The following is a 15,512-nucleotide window of genomic DNA, read 5'->3' on the forward strand; positions in this document are numbered from 1 at the left end:
GAGGAACGGCTGTGTCCGCGCGCCGGTTCCGCGCCGGTGCGCCGGGGGCGCGTGACCCCGGTCACGTTGGCCGGGCAAATCGGACACCATCTTTGTGCACGCGTTCACAAAGACATAGCCTGCATTCGACGGGGCGGTCCAGGAACGTGTGACCGCCTGCAGCCCCGCTCTACCCGCAGGAGCACCGTGGCAACTGGCCGAACTCACCGACCGGCGACCCGTAGCCGAGGGATTCCCGAGGCCACCGTCGCCAGGCTTCCGCTGTATCTCCGAGCCCTGACCGCACTGTCGGAGCGCTCGGTGCCCACGGTCTCCTCCGAGGAGCTCGCGGCCGCCGCGGGGGTCAACTCCGCCAAGCTGCGCAAGGACTTCTCCTACCTGGGGTCGTACGGCACCAGGGGCGTGGGCTACGACGTCGAGTACCTCGTGTACCAGATCTCGCGCGAGCTCGGGCTCACCCAGGACTGGCCGGTCGTCATCGTCGGTATCGGCAATCTCGGCGCCGCCCTCGCCAACTACGGCGGGTTCGCCTCCCGTGGCTTCCGGGTGGCCGCGCTCATCGACGCCGACCCGGCCATGGCGGGCAAGCCGGTCGCCGGCATCCCCGTGCAGCACAGCGACGACCTCGAGAAGATCATCGAGGACAACGGCGTGAGCATCGGTGTGATCGCCACCCCCGCCGGCGCCGCCCAGCCGGTCTGCGACCGGCTCGTCGCGGCCGGTGTCACCTCCATCCTGAACTTCGCGCCGACCGTGCTGTCCGTCCCAGACGGCGTCGACGTGCGCAAGGTGGACCTGTCGATCGAGCTGCAGATCCTCGCCTTCCACGAGCAGCGCAAGGCCGGCGAGGAGAGCGCGGCCGGCGACGGCGCGCACCCGGCCGCCGCCGCCCGCAAGGAGGCCGCCGACCAGGGGCCCGACGGGGACGTCCCCGCCGTGATGCCGGCATGAGTCTCCTCGTCGTCGGGCTGAGCCACCGCAGCGCGCCGGTCAGTGTCCTGGAGAGGGCCGCGCTGCACCTGGACGCCCAGGTCAAGCTGTTGCAGGACACGGTCGCCGCCGAACCGGCCACCGAGGCCGCGGTGCTCGCCACCTGCAACCGCATCGAGCTGTACGCCGACGTCGACAAGTTCCACGCCGGTGTCGCCGAGCTGTCCACGCTGCTCGCCCAGCACAGCGGGGTGGGGCTGGAGGAGCTCACGCCCTATCTGTACGTCCACTACGAGGACCGGGCGGTTCACCACCTGTTCTCCGTGGCCTGCGGGCTGGACTCCATGGTCGTCGGCGAGGGGCAGATCCTCGGGCAGATCAAGGACTCGCTGGCCAAGGCGCAGGACCTGCACACCGCCGGGCGGCTGCTGAACGACCTCTTCCAGCAGGCGCTGCGCGTCGGCAAGCGGGCCCACTCCGAGACCGGCATCGACCGGGCCGGGCAGTCGCTGGTCACCTTCGGGCTGGAGCAGCTGTCCTTCGGCGCCGACGTCCAGGAATGGGCGCGGGGCAAGAAGGCGCTGGTCATCGGCGCAGGTTCGATGTCCTCGCTGGCCGCGGCGACGCTCGCGCGGGCCGGCGTGGCGGAGATCGTCGTCGCCAACCGGACCGGGGAGCGGGCGGAGCGGCTCGCACAGATACTTTCCGACGGCGACGAGACGGACGTGCTGGCCCGGGCGGTACCGATGAACGCGGTGCCGGGCGAGCTGACACGAGCCGATGTCGTCGTCTCCTGCACCGGGGCCACCGGGCTGGTCCTGACCGCCGAGGCCGTGGCGTCGGCGGTGCGCGGGCGGATCGCCGAGGGCGCGCCGGACGATGCCGCCGGCCGGGAGCCGTACGCGCGACCCGGCGCCGGCGAAGGGCCCGCGCACCCCCGTGCCGCCCAGGCCGGCTCCGGCGTCCGCGGGCTGACCGGCGCCGCCGCCGACGAGAACTGCCCGCTCGACCTGCCCGCCGTGCAGGCCGCCCCCGGCTTCTCCGTGCTCGGTGAGGCCGCCGTCGCCGGGATGCCCGCCGCCGAGCTGGAGCAGCACGCCGCCTGGGTGGACAACGCCCCGGGCCCGCAGACTTCCGCGGCCGGCCCGGCCACGGTGCTCGACCCCGCCGAGGAGGCCGAGGCCATCGCCGCGCTCGCCGCCCTCGCCGCCACCGTCGGCCGCATCCCCGAGCGCCGTAAGCCCGAGCCCGTCGCCGAGGCCCCCCGGCCCGCGCCGGTGCTCTTCGTGCTCGACCTCGCCATGCCGCGGGACGTCGACGCGGCCGCGCACCGCCTGACCGGGGTCCGGCTGGTCGACATCGAGTCCCTCGCCGAGGCCTCCGCCGACGCGCCGATGGCCGCCGACGTCGACCAGGTGCGGCGGATCGTGGCCGACGAGGTCGCCGCCTTCGGGGCGGCGCTCAGGGCCGCGCACATCACGCCCACCGTCGTCGCGCTGCGGACCATGGCCGCCGACGTGGTGGCCGGCGAGATCGCGCGGCTGGAGGGGCGGCTGCCCGGCCTCGACGACAAGCACCGCGCCGAGATCACGCAGACCGTCAAGCGCGTCGTGGACAAGCTGCTCCACGCACCGACCGTACGGGTCAAGCAGCTCGCCGCTGAACCGGGCGGCGCAGGGTACGCGGATGCCCTGCGCACCCTGTTCGACCTCGACCAGGAGACGGTGGCCGCCGTCTCCCGGGCCGACAACGACTCTGAGAACAGCAAGAACCGAGGGCCAGCATGAGTAGCAAGGCACTGAGGCTCGGGACCAGGCGGAGCAGACTCGCCATGGCCCAGTCCGGGCAGGTCGCGGACGCCGTGAGCCAGGTGACCGGCCGGCCCGTCGAACTCGTCGAGATCACCACCTACGGCGACACCTCCCGCGAGCACCTCGCGCAGATCGGCGGCACGGGTGTCTTCGTCACCGCGCTGCGGGACGCGCTGCTCCGGGGTGAGGTCGACTTCGCGGTTCATTCGCTCAAGGACCTGCCCACCGCGCAGCCCGAGGGCCTGACGCTCGCCGCCGTACCGGAGCGCGAGGACCCCAGGGACGTCATCGTCGCGCGGGACGCGCTGAAGTTCACCGACCTGCCCCGCGGGGCGCGGATCGGGACCGGCTCGCCGCGGCGTACGGCCCAGCTGAACTCGTACGCCCGCAGCCACGGGCTCGACATACGCACGGTCCCGATCCGGGGGAACGTCGACACGCGCATCGGATACGTGCGGGACGGTGAACTGGACGCGGTCGTGCTGGCCGCCGCCGGGCTCAACCGCATCGGCCGGAGCGACGAGGTGACCGACTTCCTGTCGGTCGACACGGTTCTGCCCGCCCCCGGCCAGGGGGCACTGGCGATCGAGTGCGCCGCGGACAACGCGGACCTGATCGCCGCGCTCGGCGCGCTCGACGACCCGTTCACGCGGGCCGCCGTCACCGCCGAGCGGTCACTGCTCGCCGCCCTCGAGGCCGGTTGCAGCGCCCCTGTGGGCGCGCTGGCCGACCTTGTGGGCGACGGGCAGGTCGTCAAGGAAATGCGCCTGCGCGGGATAGTCGGCACGACCGACGGTTCGCGTACGGTGCAGCTGTCCACCACCGGTCCCGTGCCCGAGACGTACGACCAGGCAATGGCGCTCGGTCGCGAACTCGCTGCCGAGATGCTTGCCCAGGGCGCGGCCGGTCTGATGGGGGAGCGAGCACAGTGAGCCCCACCACCCTTCCCACCGGCCTCGATCACGGGCACGTCACCTTCCTGGGCGCCGGACCCGGGGATCCGGGACTGCTGACTCTGCGCGCCGTCGAGGCGCTCGCGACCGCGGACGTCCTCGTCGCCGAGGGCGACGTGCTCGACGTGGTGCGCAAGCACGCCAGACACGGCGTCGCCGAGGTGCACACGGACGGGGGTCCTTCGTCGGACCCGGTTCCGGGCACGGGCACACCTCAGCTGGCGGTCGTTGACGCAGCGTCAACAACCGCTGGGGTCCCCGCGGTACGGGATGCCGCACATCTTGTCATGGAGGCCGCGCGGGGCGGCAGGCGGGTCGTCCGTGCGGTGTCCGGTGACCCTGGCCTGGACGCTTACGCCGCCGAGGAGATGCTCGCCTGCGCCCGCGCCGGTGTGCCCTTCGAGGTCGTGCCGGGTGTCGCGGCGGCCGTGGGCGTGCCCGCGTACGCCGGTGTCCCGCTGCGCGACGCCGAGGGCGCGGACGTGCGGTTCGTGGACGCCCGTACCGCCTCCGACCGGTGCTGGAGCGAGGTCGGTGCCTCCGACGGGACGGTGGTCGTCTCGACGACCCTGGACGCCGTGGGCGCGGCCGCCGGCGAACTGGTGTCCGCAGGACGCAAGCCCGACACCCCGATGACGGTGACGGTGGCCGGTACGACCACCCGGCAGCGGACCTGGACGGCGACGCTCGGCACCATCGCGCAGACGCTGAAGCAGGCGAAGGTGCTGCCCTCGCCGGACGGCGGCCGGCCGGTGATAGTCGTGGTCGGCGAGCGTTCCGCCGCCGCCCAGCGCGACCAGCTGTCGTGGTTCGAGAACAAGCCGCTGTTCGGCTGGAAGGTCCTCGTGCCGCGCACGAAGGAGCAGGCGGCCTCGCTCTCCGACCAGCTGCGCTCCTACGGGGCCGTGCCGCACGAGGTCCCGACGATCGCCGTCGAGCCGCCGCGCACGCCCCAGCAGATGGAGCGGGCCGTGAAGGGGCTCGTCACCGGCCGGTACGAGTGGATCGCCTTCACGTCCGTCAACGCGGTCAAGGCCGTGCGGGAGAAGTTCGAGGAGTACGGGCTCGACGCGCGCGCCTTCGCGGGGATCAAGGTCGCCGCGGTGGGCGAGCAGACCGCCAGGGCCCTGGTCGCCTTCGGCGTGAAGCCGGACCTGGTGCCGAGCGGCGAGCAGTCCGCCGCCGGGCTCCTGGAGGACTGGCCGCCGTACGACCCGGTCTTCGACCCGATCGACCGGGTGTTCCTGCCGCGCGCGGACATCGCCACGGAGACCCTCGTGGCCGGGCTCATCGAGCTGGGCTGGGAGGTCGACGACGTCACGGCCTACCGGACCGTGCGGGCCTCGCCGCCGCCGGCGGAGACCCGGGAGGCGATCAAGGGCGGTGGCTTCGACGCCGTGCTGTTCACCTCGTCCTCGACCGTGCGGAACCTGGTCGGGATCGCCGGGAAGCCGCACAACGTGACCGTCATCGCGTGCATCGGGCCCGCCACGGCGAAGACCGCCGAGGAGCACGGGCTGCGGGTGGACGTGATGGCTCCCGAGCCGTCCGTGCACAAGCTGGCGGAGGCGCTGGCCGACTTCGGGTTGCGGCGGCGGGCCGCGGCGCTGGAGAGCGGGGACGCGGTGACGCGGCCGAGCGAGCGGAGGCCGGGGGCCCGGAGGCGGCGGACGACGACGTGAGGTCGGTGGGTGCGGGTGGGTGCGCGCCCCGGCGCGACGGGGTGCCGCCTGCGCCCACTCGTGCCGCCCCAGGCGGCACGACTGCCCGCAGGACGCGCGAAGGGGCTGCACAGCGCCGACGTTCCGTCGGCAAAGGGGCGCCTGGGCCGGGCGTAGCGTAGAGGTATGACGAAGTACGGATCCTTCCCCGGTACGCGTCCCCGGCGGCTGCGCACCACCCCCGTCATGCGCCGGATGGTCGCCGAGACGCGGCTGCACCCGGCGGACTTCATCCTCCCGGCGTTCGTGCGCGAGGGTGTGAGCGAGCCCGTGCCGATCGCGGCGATGCCCGGGGTCGTGCAGCACACCCGGGACAGCCTGAAGAAGGCGGCCGCCGAGGCCGTCGAGGCGGGGATCTCGGGGATCATGCTCTTCGGGGTGCCGGAGGAGTCGAAGAAGGACGCCGTCGGCACGCCGGGCACCGACCCCGACGGCATCCTTCAGGTCGCCATCCGGGACGTGCGGGCCGAGGTCGGTGACGACCTGCTCGTCATGTCCGACCTGTGCCTCGACGAGACGACGGACCACGGGCACTGCGGGGTGCTGGACGAGCAGGGGCGCGTGGACAACGACGCGACGCTCGAGCGGTACGCCGAGATGGCCCAGGTGCAGGCGGACGCCGGCGCCCATGTCGTGGGCCCCAGCGGGATGATGGACGGGCAGATCGGGGTCGTCCGCGACGCGCTCGACCAGATCGGGCGCGAGGACGTGGCGATCCTCGCCTACACCGCCAAGTACGCCTCCGCGTTCTACGGGCCCTTCCGGGAGGCCGTCGGCTCCTCGCTGCGGGGCGACCGCAAGACGTACCAGCAGGACCCCGCCAACGCGCGGGAGTCGCTGCGGGAGCTGGCGCTGGACCTTCAGGAGGGCGCCGACATGGTGATGGTCAAGCCCGCCGGGCCCTACCTGGACATCCTGGCGCGCGTCGCGGACTCCGTGGACGTGCCGGTGGCCGCGTACCAGATCTCGGGCGAGTACTCGATGATCGAGGCCGCCGCCGAGAAGGGCTGGATCGACCGGGAGCGGGCCATCCTGGAGGCCCTCACCGGCATCAAGCGGGCCGGCGCGCAGAACATCCTCACGTACTGGGCGACCGAAGTGGCGCAATGGTTGCGTTGATCCTGGCTACGGATGGGGATACGTCAGGCCTCGAATCGGCCACCGACCGGCATCGGAACGCGATCGGTTCGGCAACGGAAGCAACTCGGATTCGTGAACTGGCGTCCCCCTTCCCGCATTTCCCCCCGCTTTGTGGGGATTCTCGGATCGATCCGTAGTGGATCTGTCCGAAAAGTGCTCAACCGGTGCGTCCGCGTACCGAATTGACGAGTTCTCGTCGGTGTCCCTACCTTCTGCGCCTGGCCTGATCCGTTCCGGATGGTCCGCACGTCGATCCCTGGGGGACACAAGTGAGCTGGTTCATCGAGGCACTGAAGAAGTACGCCGAGTTCAGCGGTCGTTCGCGCCGCAAGGAATACTGGATGTTCGCGCTGTTCGTCGGCATCATCGACGTGATCCTGGCCGTCGTCGCCATCGCGTCGAAGACCCCGGCGCTCTTCGCCCTCCTCGGCATCTTCTACCTCGCCATCCTGGTGCCCAGCCTCGCCCTCGGTGTCCGTCGTATGCACGACACGGGCCGCTCCGGCTGGTGGCTGTTCATCGGCGCCGTCCCGGCCATCGGCGGCATCTGGCTGCTGGTCCTCACCTGCCTCGACAGCCAGCCGGGCCCGAACCAGTACGGCCCGAACCCGAAGGAAGCGCCTGTCGCGTACGCGGGCTGATCACCGCGCCCCGAGGCCGTCCGGTCGGTGTTCCCGACCGGGCGGCCTCTTCGCGTGCCCGGGGTCCGGATGCCGCAGCGGCTGCGCGTGACTCGTCGCCGGGCCCTCGTCCCGCACCCCCGTGCCGTCCTTGCAGCCCGCCACGGTGAGCGCGACGAGCACGAGGACGGTGGCGGCGAGCAGAGGGCGGGTGCGGGGGGCTCGGGCGGACATGGCGGTGCGGGCCTTTCCGTGGGGGGTGCTGGGGATGCCGGGGCCGGCGGTGCCCAGCCTGGGCGGTGGTCTGCATGCGGCGCCACACCTCGCGCGGGATTCGGGACGACGATCCCGCGGGACCGCCTTTGACCTGCGGGGACGTGGTGTCCCGCGGGGGCGTCGTGGGACGCCGCCGGGGCCTTCGCCCGGCTCGTCCCGCGACCCGTTGCCGTGCGTCGCAAGGTCGGGCACCATCAACTCCGCTCGGGAGTTAGCTTGTTGACGACCGCCCCTACTGCCCAGGGAGACGCCCGTGCCCGGTGACGCGTTGAGCCAGGACCCCGCGCTGCTCAGAGGACGTATCGACACCACCAGGGCGCATCCCGCCCGGGTCTACGACGTCTTCCTCGGCGGCAAGGACAACTACCCGGTCGACCGCGCCGCGGCCGCCGCCGCGCTCGCCGCCAACCCGCGCGGCTACCTCGACGTGCGGCACAACCGCGACTTCATGCGCCGCGCGGTGACCCGGCTGGCGGGCGAGCAGGGCGTCCGGCAGTTCCTCGACATCGGCACCGGCCTGCCCACCGCGGAGAACGTCCACCAGATCGCCCAGGACATCGCTCCCGACTCCCGGATCGTGTACGTCGACAACGATCCGGTGGTCCTGGCGCACGCCCGCGCCCTGCTCACCAGCAGCCCCGAAGGCCGCACCGACTACGTGGACGCGGATCTGCGCCGGCCGGAGGAGATCCTCGAACAGGCCGCCAAGATCCTCGACTTCCGCGAGCCGGTCGCGCTGCTGCTGGTGGCCATCCTGCACTTCGTGGAGGACGCGGAGGCCTATCCGCTGGTGCGAGAGCTGATGGACGCGTTGCCGGCCGGCAGTCACCTGGTGCTCAGTCACCTCACCGACGAGATGCACCCCGAACCGGCGCGGGCGGTCCAACGCACCTACACCGAGCGCGGGTTCACCTTCGTGTTCCGTTCCCGGACCGAGGTCGAGCGGTTCTTCGGCGAGACGCCGGGGCTCACCCTGGACGAGCCGGGCGTCGTCCCCGTCCACCGCTGGCACCCGGGCCCGGCGCCCGCCCCGCCGGCTGTGGAGGCGGCGTACTTCGACTCCCTGGACGACATCGAGAAGATCCGCTACCGCGACATCAACGACGTGACGGACGACGACATCAACGTGTACGGGGCGAGCGGCCGCAAGGCCTGAGGCGGGAAGTCCCCGAGGGGCCGGGCGTCCGGATCGCGGAACACCGGGTGTAGAGGGCACCTTTCTTTCTAAGCTGCGCCCACGAGCCATGGCAGAGGAGCCGCATCATGACCGTCGTCCCACCCGCCCCCGTCCCCGTCCCGCTTCCGCCGCTCGCCGCGCGGGCCCGGACGGTCGGCGGTTCGCCGGTACGGGACATCCTCGCCGTCACCGCCCGCCCCGAGGTGATCAACTTCGCGGGCGGGCTGCCGGCGCCGGAACTGTTCGACGCGGAGGGGATCGCGGAGGCGTTCCGGGCGGTGCTCGCCGAGGACGCCGGGCGGGCGCTGCAGTACTCCACGACCGAGGGCGAGCCGGCGCTGCGGGCCGCGCTGGCCGGCCGCATGTCGGCGCGCGGGCTGCCCACGGACGCCGACGACGTCCTCGTCACCACGGGCTCCCAGCAGGCGCTGTCCCTGCTCGCGGCGGCCCTGCTGGAGCCCGGTGACACGGTCCTGGTGGAGGACCCCTGCTATCTCGCGGCACTGCAGGCCTTCGGCCTCGCCGGTGCCCGGATCGTGCCGGTGCCCGGCGACGAGCAGGGCGTGGACCCCGTGGCGCTGGAGGAACTGGTCCGGCGCGAACGCCCGAAGCTGCTCTACACCGTCCCCACCTTCCAGAACCCGACGGGCCGGACCATGCCCGCCGCCCGCCGGGCCGCGGTCGCCGAGGTGGCGCAGCGGTGCGGGCTGTGGGTCGTCGAGGACGACCCGTACGGCGAACTCCGCTTCGAGGGCGAGCGGGAGCCGTGGATCGCCTCCTACGAGGGGGCCGCCGAGCGGGTCGTGCTCCTCGGTTCCTTCTCCAAGGTGATGGCTCCCGGCCTCCGCCTGGGCTGGCTGCGGGCGCCCGCCGGGCTGCGCCGGGCCTGCGCGGTCGCCAAGCAGGCGGCCGATCTGCACACCCCGACCGTCAACCAGCTCGCCGCGGCACGGTACTTGGCCGACCGCGACCTGGACGCGCACGTCGCCCGGGTCGCCGGGGTCTACCGCGAGCGGCGGGACGCGATGCTGGCGGGCCTGCCGGAGGCGCTGCCGGCGGGCTCGACGTGGTCCGGCCCCGCGGGCGGCATGTTCCTGTGGGCCCGGCTGCCGGAGCCGTACGACACGACGGCCCTGCTGCCGCAGGTGGTCCGGCACGACGTCGCCTACGTGCCCGGAGCGCCCTTCTACGCCGGCACCCCCGACCCCTCGACCCTCCGCCTGTGCTTCGTGACCCAGACCCCGGAGGAGATCGGCGAGGGCCTCAGGAGGCTGGGGGAGGGCCTGCGCGCGGTCTGACCGGTTGCTTCGCTTCACCGGGCGGCTGTTCGTAGGGTGGGGGTATGGCGGAGACGGGGGAGTTCGAGCTCGGTGCGTACCTTCGGAGAGTCGGCTGGGAGGGGGCGCGGCGGGCGGATCTGGAGACGTTGAGGGGCGTGCATCTCGCGCATGTGCGGGGGATTTCGTTCGAGAATCTCGGTGCCCTGCGGCGGGAGGCGCCCTCGCTGGAACTCGCGGATCTGGTGGCCAAGTTGGTGCACGGTCCGCGTGGGGGGTACTGCTACGAGCACAACACGCTGTTCGCGGCCGCGCTGGAGGCGCTGGGGTTCCGGGTGACCCGGCTGGCGGCCCGGGTGATCGTGGGCGCGGACCGGGTCGAGAGCCGGCCGCGTACGCACATGGCGCTGCTGGTGGAGGTCCCGGGGGAGCCGGGGCCGTATCTCGCGGACGTGGGGTTCGGGGCGATCGGGGCGTTGCTGGAGCCGGTGCCCCTGGTCGCCCGCACGGAGTTCGAGGGTGCCGGGCGGCGGCACCGGCTGGTGACCGTGGAGCATCCCGGGCCCCTGGAGCTGTGGGTGCTGCAGGCGTACGGCGCGGAGAAGGGCGGCGTCGCCTCCGACGGGCCCTGGCAGGCGCAGTACGCGTTCACCCTGGAGCCGTTCGAGCACGCCGACTTCGAGGTCGTCAACTGGCACATCGGCACCAACCCGCGGTCGCCGTTCACGCAGCGGCTGTACGTGCAGAGCGTGAGCGCCGACCGGCACCTGCTGCTGCACGGGCGGACGCTGACCGAGACACGGGCCGACGGCGCCGTGCGCGAGCGGGAGTTGACCGACGAGGACGAGGCCCGGCGGCTGCTGGAGGAGGAGTTCGGGATCGTCGTACCCGACGGGACGGCCCTGTTCGGCTGAGCCGGCCGGTCAGTCCCACCAGAAGTGCCAGGACGACTTGCCGAGCAGGTGCTGTTCGGCGTACGCGGTGAGGGTGCCGGGGCCCTGGAGGACGTTGTCCGGGCAGAACGCGAAGTGTTCCGCGGCCAGGGCCCGCGCCTCGGCGGGTGTGGCGGGCGGGGCGGCGACGGAGACCAGCAGGTGGGCGAAGCCGAGGGCGACGACCCGCACCCCGTAGCGGTCCTCCCAGGAGCGGAGCACCGCGCAGAGCCGGGCCACGTCGTCGTCGTGGTGGGCCGGGCCCGTCCAGCCGATCGCCGCGGGGATGTCCGCGCTGCGGCGGGCCGGGACGAGGGCGAGCCGGGGCTCCTTGAACGCGCCGGTGCTGCCCGCGACAACCGCTTCCGCGAGCGTGGCGGCGGCGACCTCCGGGGCGGTGACGTCCGCGGCGGGTGCCGGGCCCGGCCACTCCTCGCCGTCCGCCGCGCACTCCTCCCAATGCTCGGCCAGCACGTCCACCGGGTCGTGGTCCCCGGGGTACGAGACCTCGCCGGGCGCCAACTCCCAGTCCCACGGCCCCCCGAGGTCACCACCGGCCTCGACGAGCACGGGCAGCAGGCCGGCCGCCGGCGCGGTATGCCGCAGGGCGTCCCAGCCGCCGGGCGCCGCCTGCTCGTCGGCGAGCCAGAGCAGGGGTTCGTGCCAAGGCCCCTCGACGGTCTCGTCGACCAGCCGGCCGGGAGGGAGTTCGAGTCCGAGGGCGTCGAGCCGGGGGAGCGGGTTGGGGAGTGTCGCCATGCCGGAGACTGTAGGGGCAGGCACTGACAACGGCCTCACCGGCCGTCGGCCCCCGCCACCCGCCCGTCGAAGCACTCGCCGCGTGCGCCGCCGGCCGGCCGGAAGCAGGCGTGGACGACCGCCCCGGGGCGCGAGACCGCCATGGGCGTGTAGACGTACGAGGCCGCGTCCACGGCGTCCCGCACCACGGCCCGGCGGACGCGGCCGGCCACCGTCACCTCCATCCGGTCGCCGATCCGCGTGCCCCACATACGGCCCCAACTCGCCCCGCACGCCGAGCTGCCGCGCAGCTCCAGCCAGGCGCCGGACGCCGTGTGGTGGGTGGCCAGGGTGTCGGGTGCGCCGGCACAGTTCATGCGCATGGGGTCCGCCCCCTCGCAGGCGGAGCCCCGGCAGCGCGGGCCGGTGGGGGTCGCCGGCAGCGACGCCGTCCGGCGGGCGCCGTCCGGATGCGGCAGCAGGAGGAAGACGGCCACCGCGACGCCTCCCACGACCAGCGCGCACGCCGAGGCAAGCAGGGCCACGGCGGCCACCCCGCGGTGACCGGTGGCAGCGGGGGGCCCCGGCTCGGGGGCCTTCGGAGGAGTGCCGGCCGCGGGCGCGGCGGGTGCCTCCCGGGCCCGTCCCCGCCACTCCGACTCCGCGATCTCCCACAGCGCCAGGTAGCGGCCCGGCGGCCGTCCGGCCAGCCGGCACAGCTCCTCCACCGCCTCCCGCGGCGGCAGCGCCCTGCCGTTGAGGTAGCGCTCCCAGGACGACTTGCTGAACGCGGTCTTCGCCGCGAGCGCCGCCAGGCTCAGACCGGTACGGGTGCGCAACTCCCTCAGTCCCAGCGTCAGCCGGGTCTGTTCGGGGGAGGCCGACGGCGACGGCGTCATGCGCGCAGGGCCTTCCAGGTGTGCGGGCCGATGATGCCGTCCACCACCAGGCCCGCCCGGCGCTGCAGATGCCGTACCGCGCTCTCGGTGCGCGGGCCGAAGATCCCGTCGACGGGGCCGGGCGACAGGCCCGCCCGGCGCAGCAGGCACTGCGCCTCGGCCACCGCGGGCCCGGCGTTGCCCTGCGCCAACTGCGCGTCCATGGTGCGGCTGTTGCCCCCGTACCAGCGGCCGTCGACCCGCACCACCTGGCAGCCGTACGTCGGTGACGACGGGGCCGGTGCGGTGGACGCGGAGAGCGAGGCCGAGGCCCGCGACGTGCGCTCGTGGTCGTCCGACAGCCGTACGGTCACCAGGATCGCCGCGCAGACGGCCAGGAGCAGGGCCACCGCCCCCGCCGTGAGCGCGACGCGCAGCGACCGCCCCCCGCCCGTCAGATCTTCCGCCCCCGCCGTCAGCACCTCCGCCGTGCCCACGTCCGCCTCCGGGGCCGCCCGGCCGTCCTTCCAGGCGTCGGCCGCCACCTCGCGCAGCGCCAGCAGCCGAGTCGGATCGTCCCCGGCGATACGAGCGATCGCCTCGACGGCCTCCGGCGGCGGCAGCGTCCGGCCGCCCAGGTAGCGCTCCCAGGACTTGGCGCTGTACCCGGTCCGCGCCGCCAACTGCCGCACGCTCAGCCCGGAGTGGTCCTTGAGCCGGCGCAGGCGCACCACCAACTGCCGGGTCCGCGGATCGAGTTCCGAAGGCAGCGCTTTCCAACGCGACATGTGTCCCCCACTCGCGTTCGTGTCGGGCGGCCGTGGTCAGGGGCCGCCGTTCCCTCTCGCATTCTGCCCCAGCAACCACGGGTGCCGGTGCGGACCCGGTTCCCGAGGGGAGGGGAAACCGGCCACCGGCCGCGCACGCCGTCCCGGCGCGCCGTCACACCGGACGGTGTCCACGCAGGTCAGCCGCCGGGACGTCCCGTCCTCACGTCATCTCCCGGCAGCCGCTGGCAGCCCACCGGGCGGCGCCCGCAGGCTCGTTGTCGCAAGCCGGCCACAAGGCCACAGCTTCTCCAGAGAGGGAACTGCATCATGCAGACGCTCAAGCGTGTCGCACTCGTCGCGGCGACCGCCGTCATCGGTACGGGTATCGCCTTCGCACCGTCCGCCACGGCCTCGCCGAAGGTCGGCAACATCAGCGTGGGTTCGTCGAACCACCACGGCGTGTGGTGCGTCCAGGCGGGCATCAACGCCCACTACGGCAAGAAGGTCGTGGACACGGACGGCGACTTCGGTTCCAAGACCCTGAAGGCCGTCAAGAAGTACCAGAGCAACGAGGGCCTGCCCGCCGACGGCATCGTCGGCCCGCAGACCGGCAGTCACCTCTGGGCGGACAACAGCTACTCGGACTACTGCTACAAGTACCTGCCCACCACCTACTGAGCCCTCCGCGCGCCGACGGCCCGCCCTCGGGGGAGCGGGCCGTCACCGCAGTGCGGAGGGCCATGACGGTCGTCACCTACACCCGACTGCTCGCGGTGAACGCGGCCCAGGCGGCCGGGGTGACGCGCAGGGTGGGGCCGCTGTCCGCGGGGTTCTTGGAGTCGCGGATGTGGATGGTGTGGGGCGTGGTGGCGACTTCGAGGCACTGGCCGCCTTCACTGCCGCTGTAAGACGACTTGAACCACTGAAGTGCGTCGGCGCTCATTGCTCTCCTAGCAGGCGGTCGAGCAGGTCCCTGGAGTCCTGTGTGGTCAGGGCCTGCGTCCGCAGCATCGCATACTTGCGCGCCAGCCTGGACACCTCATCCGCGTCAGAAACCCACTGGCTGCCGCGCTGGGATTCGGTGTACGCGAGGTGCTGGTGGTCCGGTGTTTCGAGCAGGGTGAAGGGGCCGTCCATCCCCGCGTGACAGGGGCTGCTCAACGGCAGGAACTGCAGTGCCACGCAGGGCAGTTCGGCGACGGACCGCAGATGGCGCCGCTGCTCCCGCCGCACTTCCGGCTCACCGATGCGCAGGTGCAGCACCGGCTCCCAGACGATGAAGCTCAGCGTCGGCGGATTCCTGCGGTGCAGGATCTCCTGCCGCTTCAGACGAGCGGCCGTGCTCGTGTCGATCTCGTCCTCGTCGTACGCGGGCACGCGATTGCGCAGCACGGCACGGACGTAGGCCTCGGTCTGCAGCAGACCGGGAACGACCGCGTTGTCGTACCAGGACAGCGCAATCGCCTCCCGCTCATGCTCCATGTACAGCTCCGCCCACATCGGGAACTGGTCGATCTCCGGCAGGTTGGCCACACCCGCCGGCAGCGTCCCCTTGGTCTGGAGGACGTCGTCCAGCACCGTGGCCAGGTCCGGCTTCAGGGCCCGTCTGCCCTGCTCGATCGACGCGATCGTCTCCTCGTCGACGCGGACGAGTTCGGCGAGGGCGCTCTGGGTGAGACCCGCGGCACGACGCGCGGCGCCGAGCTGCTTGCCCAGCATCTTCATGGACGTGAGGTTCTTCGGCCGCGGCGGCCTCCTGGCGCTCATGCAGGTCTCCATCCCCCTCGACACGCGTACGTCACCCGGTGCGAGCCCGTACAAAAAATCTGTACGGGTTCACCGAGTGATCAACGCTAGTCACTCTCCGCGACTCTCGTGCTGTGAACGACAGGACTCAAATCCCCTGCCTGCGCGAGCGGTTCCTGCGCCGGGAGCGCCGATCCGTGCAGGCCGCGCGGCGGTTCACGGCCGAGACCCTCACCGGCTGGAACCTCGCCGGGACGGACCGCGCCGACGACGTACTGCTCTGCGTGAGCGAACTGGTCACCAACGCCCTGCTGCACGGCGTCCCGCCTGGCCGCCACTCACGGCTGCTGCTGCGCTACGACGGCCGGGTGCTGGGCGTGGAGGTGCACGACAGCGGCCCCGGCGTGCCCCGCGTCGTGGACGACGGGGACACCGGGGCCGAGGGCGGTCGCGGACTGCTGCTGGTCGCGGTGCTGAGCGACAAGTGGGGCGTCCGGGAGCGGGAGTTGGGCAAGTCGGTGTGGTGCGAGTTCCTCTGCGACC

The 15,512-nt window shown here is 72.9% G+C and carries 16 protein-coding genes and 1 pseudogene; 11 read left to right on the forward strand and 6 right to left on the reverse strand.

Annotated features, from left to right (window positions below; genetic code table 11):
* Positions 1-186: 186 nt before the first annotated feature.
* The 6 genes from LN251_RS16270 (at position 187) to LN251_RS16295 (ending at position 7,196) form a co-directional block, all read left to right on the forward strand.
* Entirely contained in the window at positions 187-951 is a 765-nt protein-coding gene (locus tag LN251_RS16270) for a redox-sensing transcriptional repressor Rex (protein WP_058923956.1), read from the forward strand.
* On the forward strand, positions 948-2,717 hold the full coding sequence (locus LN251_RS16275; protein WP_458245049.1) for a glutamyl-tRNA reductase: 1,770 nt from the start codon (positions 948-950) through the stop codon (positions 2,715-2,717). Before LN251_RS16270 ends, LN251_RS16275 begins: the two co-directional genes overlap by 4 nt.
* Entirely contained in the window at positions 2,714-3,673 is a 960-nt protein-coding gene (gene hemC, locus LN251_RS16280; protein ID WP_058923954.1) for a hydroxymethylbilane synthase, read from the forward strand. The genes LN251_RS16275 and hemC overlap by 4 nt, the downstream gene beginning before the upstream one ends.
* A complete protein-coding gene (locus tag LN251_RS16285) occupies positions 3,670-5,376 on the forward strand; it encodes a uroporphyrinogen-III synthase (protein WP_458245050.1) in 1,707 nt (568 codons plus the stop codon). Before hemC ends, LN251_RS16285 begins: the two co-directional genes overlap by 4 nt.
* Positions 5,377-5,541: 165 nt before the next feature.
* A complete protein-coding gene (gene hemB, locus LN251_RS16290) occupies positions 5,542-6,534 on the forward strand; it encodes a porphobilinogen synthase (protein ID WP_458245051.1) in 993 nt (330 codons plus the stop codon).
* Between the two features lie 290 nt (positions 6,535-6,824).
* Entirely contained in the window at positions 6,825-7,196 is a 372-nt protein-coding gene (locus LN251_RS16295) for a DUF805 domain-containing protein (protein WP_458245052.1), read from the forward strand.
* Here LN251_RS16295 and LN251_RS16300 read toward each other — a convergent pair whose 3' ends face one another.
* Entirely contained in the window at positions 7,197-7,409 is a 213-nt protein-coding gene (locus LN251_RS16300) for a hypothetical protein (RefSeq protein ID WP_458245053.1), read from the reverse strand.
* 295 nt (positions 7,410-7,704) lie between these two features.
* On the opposite strand from LN251_RS16300, the gene LN251_RS16305 reads away from it, so the two are divergent.
* From LN251_RS16305 to LN251_RS16315, 3 genes are all read left to right on the forward strand, one after another.
* Positions 7,705-8,607: an SAM-dependent methyltransferase gene (locus tag LN251_RS16305; protein WP_458245054.1), complete on the forward strand. Its 903-nt coding sequence runs from the start codon at positions 7,705-7,707 to the stop codon at positions 8,605-8,607.
* Positions 8,608-8,714: 107 nt separating this feature from the next.
* Entirely contained in the window at positions 8,715-9,926 is a 1,212-nt protein-coding gene (locus tag LN251_RS16310; RefSeq protein ID WP_458245055.1) for an aminotransferase-like domain-containing protein, read from the forward strand.
* Between the two features lie 44 nt (positions 9,927-9,970).
* A complete protein-coding gene (locus tag LN251_RS16315; RefSeq protein ID WP_458245056.1) occupies positions 9,971-10,819 on the forward strand; it encodes an arylamine N-acetyltransferase family protein in 849 nt (282 codons plus the stop codon).
* A 9-nt stretch (positions 10,820-10,828) separates the two neighbouring features.
* Here the strand turns inward: LN251_RS16315 and LN251_RS16320 are convergent, their stop codons facing one another.
* From LN251_RS16320 to LN251_RS16330, 3 genes are read right to left on the reverse strand one after another with little or no spacing between them, the layout of a single operon-like run.
* Positions 10,829-11,596, reverse strand: coding sequence for a DUF4253 domain-containing protein (locus LN251_RS16320; protein ID WP_458245057.1), 768 nt, complete (start codon positions 11,594-11,596; stop codon positions 10,829-10,831).
* A 35-nt stretch (positions 11,597-11,631) separates the two neighbouring features.
* Positions 11,632-12,474 (reverse strand): helix-turn-helix domain-containing protein, encoded by an 843-nt coding sequence (locus tag LN251_RS16325; RefSeq protein ID WP_458245058.1) that lies wholly within the window; start codon positions 12,472-12,474, stop codon positions 11,632-11,634.
* Positions 12,471-13,241 carry a peptidoglycan-binding protein gene (locus LN251_RS16330; protein WP_458245059.1) on the reverse strand — a complete coding sequence of 257 codons (771 nt, stop codon included), beginning with the start codon at positions 13,239-13,241 and terminating at the stop codon, positions 12,471-12,473. Before LN251_RS16330 ends, LN251_RS16325 begins: the two co-directional genes overlap by 4 nt.
* Positions 13,242-13,550: 309 nt before the next feature.
* Here LN251_RS16330 and LN251_RS16335 point away from each other — a divergent pair, with 309 nt between their 5' ends.
* The gene (locus tag LN251_RS16335; RefSeq protein ID WP_458245060.1) at positions 13,551-13,901 is read left to right on the forward strand and encodes a peptidoglycan-binding domain-containing protein; all 351 of its coding nucleotides are present in this window, start codon (positions 13,551-13,553) and stop codon (positions 13,899-13,901) included.
* Between the two features lie 76 nt (positions 13,902-13,977).
* Here LN251_RS16335 and LN251_RS16340 read toward each other — a convergent pair whose 3' ends face one another.
* Both LN251_RS16340 and LN251_RS16345 read right to left on the reverse strand, forming a co-directional pair.
* Positions 13,978-14,166 carry a DUF397 domain-containing protein gene (locus tag LN251_RS16340; protein ID WP_458245061.1) on the reverse strand — a complete coding sequence of 63 codons (189 nt, stop codon included), beginning with the start codon at positions 14,164-14,166 and terminating at the stop codon, positions 13,978-13,980.
* A complete protein-coding gene (locus LN251_RS16345) occupies positions 14,163-14,990 on the reverse strand; it encodes a helix-turn-helix domain-containing protein (protein WP_458245062.1) in 828 nt (275 codons plus the stop codon). Before LN251_RS16345 ends, LN251_RS16340 begins: the two co-directional genes overlap by 4 nt.
* Before the next feature lie 113 nt (positions 14,991-15,103).
* Here LN251_RS16345 and LN251_RS16350 point away from each other — a divergent pair.
* Positions 15,104-15,502 (forward strand): annotated as a pseudogene (locus LN251_RS16350) (ATP-binding protein); the annotation flags it as partial.
* Between the last annotated feature and the right edge of the window lie 10 nt (positions 15,503-15,512).

This window comes from Streptomyces sp. MAI_2237 (genome assembly GCF_054189285.1).

Coding starts and splice junctions, on each gene's coding strand:
- LN251_RS16275 (WP_458245049.1), top strand. CDS start 948: ATGAGTCTCCTCGTCGTCGGGCTGAGCCACCGCAGCGCGCCGGTCAGT.
- hemC (WP_058923954.1), top strand. CDS start 2,714: ATGAGTAGCAAGGCACTGAGGCTCGGGACCAGGCGGAGCAGACTCGCC.
- hemB (WP_458245051.1), top strand. CDS start 5,542: ATGACGAAGTACGGATCCTTCCCCGGTACGCGTCCCCGGCGGCTGCGC.
- LN251_RS16300 (WP_458245053.1), bottom strand. CDS start 7,409: ATGTCCGCCCGAGCCCCCCGCACCCGCCCTCTGCTCGCCGCCACCGTC.
- LN251_RS16310 (WP_458245055.1), top strand. CDS start 8,715: ATGACCGTCGTCCCACCCGCCCCCGTCCCCGTCCCGCTTCCGCCGCTC.
- LN251_RS16315 (WP_458245056.1), top strand. CDS start 9,971: ATGGCGGAGACGGGGGAGTTCGAGCTCGGTGCGTACCTTCGGAGAGTC.
- LN251_RS16320 (WP_458245057.1), bottom strand. CDS start 11,596: ATGGCGACACTCCCCAACCCGCTCCCCCGGCTCGACGCCCTCGGACTC.
- LN251_RS16325 (WP_458245058.1), bottom strand. CDS start 12,474: ATGACGCCGTCGCCGTCGGCCTCCCCCGAACAGACCCGGCTGACGCTG.
- LN251_RS16330 (WP_458245059.1), bottom strand. CDS start 13,241: ATGTCGCGTTGGAAAGCGCTGCCTTCGGAACTCGATCCGCGGACCCGG.
- LN251_RS16335 (WP_458245060.1), top strand. CDS start 13,551: ATGCAGACGCTCAAGCGTGTCGCACTCGTCGCGGCGACCGCCGTCATC.
- LN251_RS16340 (WP_458245061.1), bottom strand. CDS start 14,166: ATGAGCGCCGACGCACTTCAGTGGTTCAAGTCGTCTTACAGCGGCAGT.
- LN251_RS16345 (WP_458245062.1), bottom strand. CDS start 14,990: ATGAGCGCCAGGAGGCCGCCGCGGCCGAAGAACCTCACGTCCATGAAG.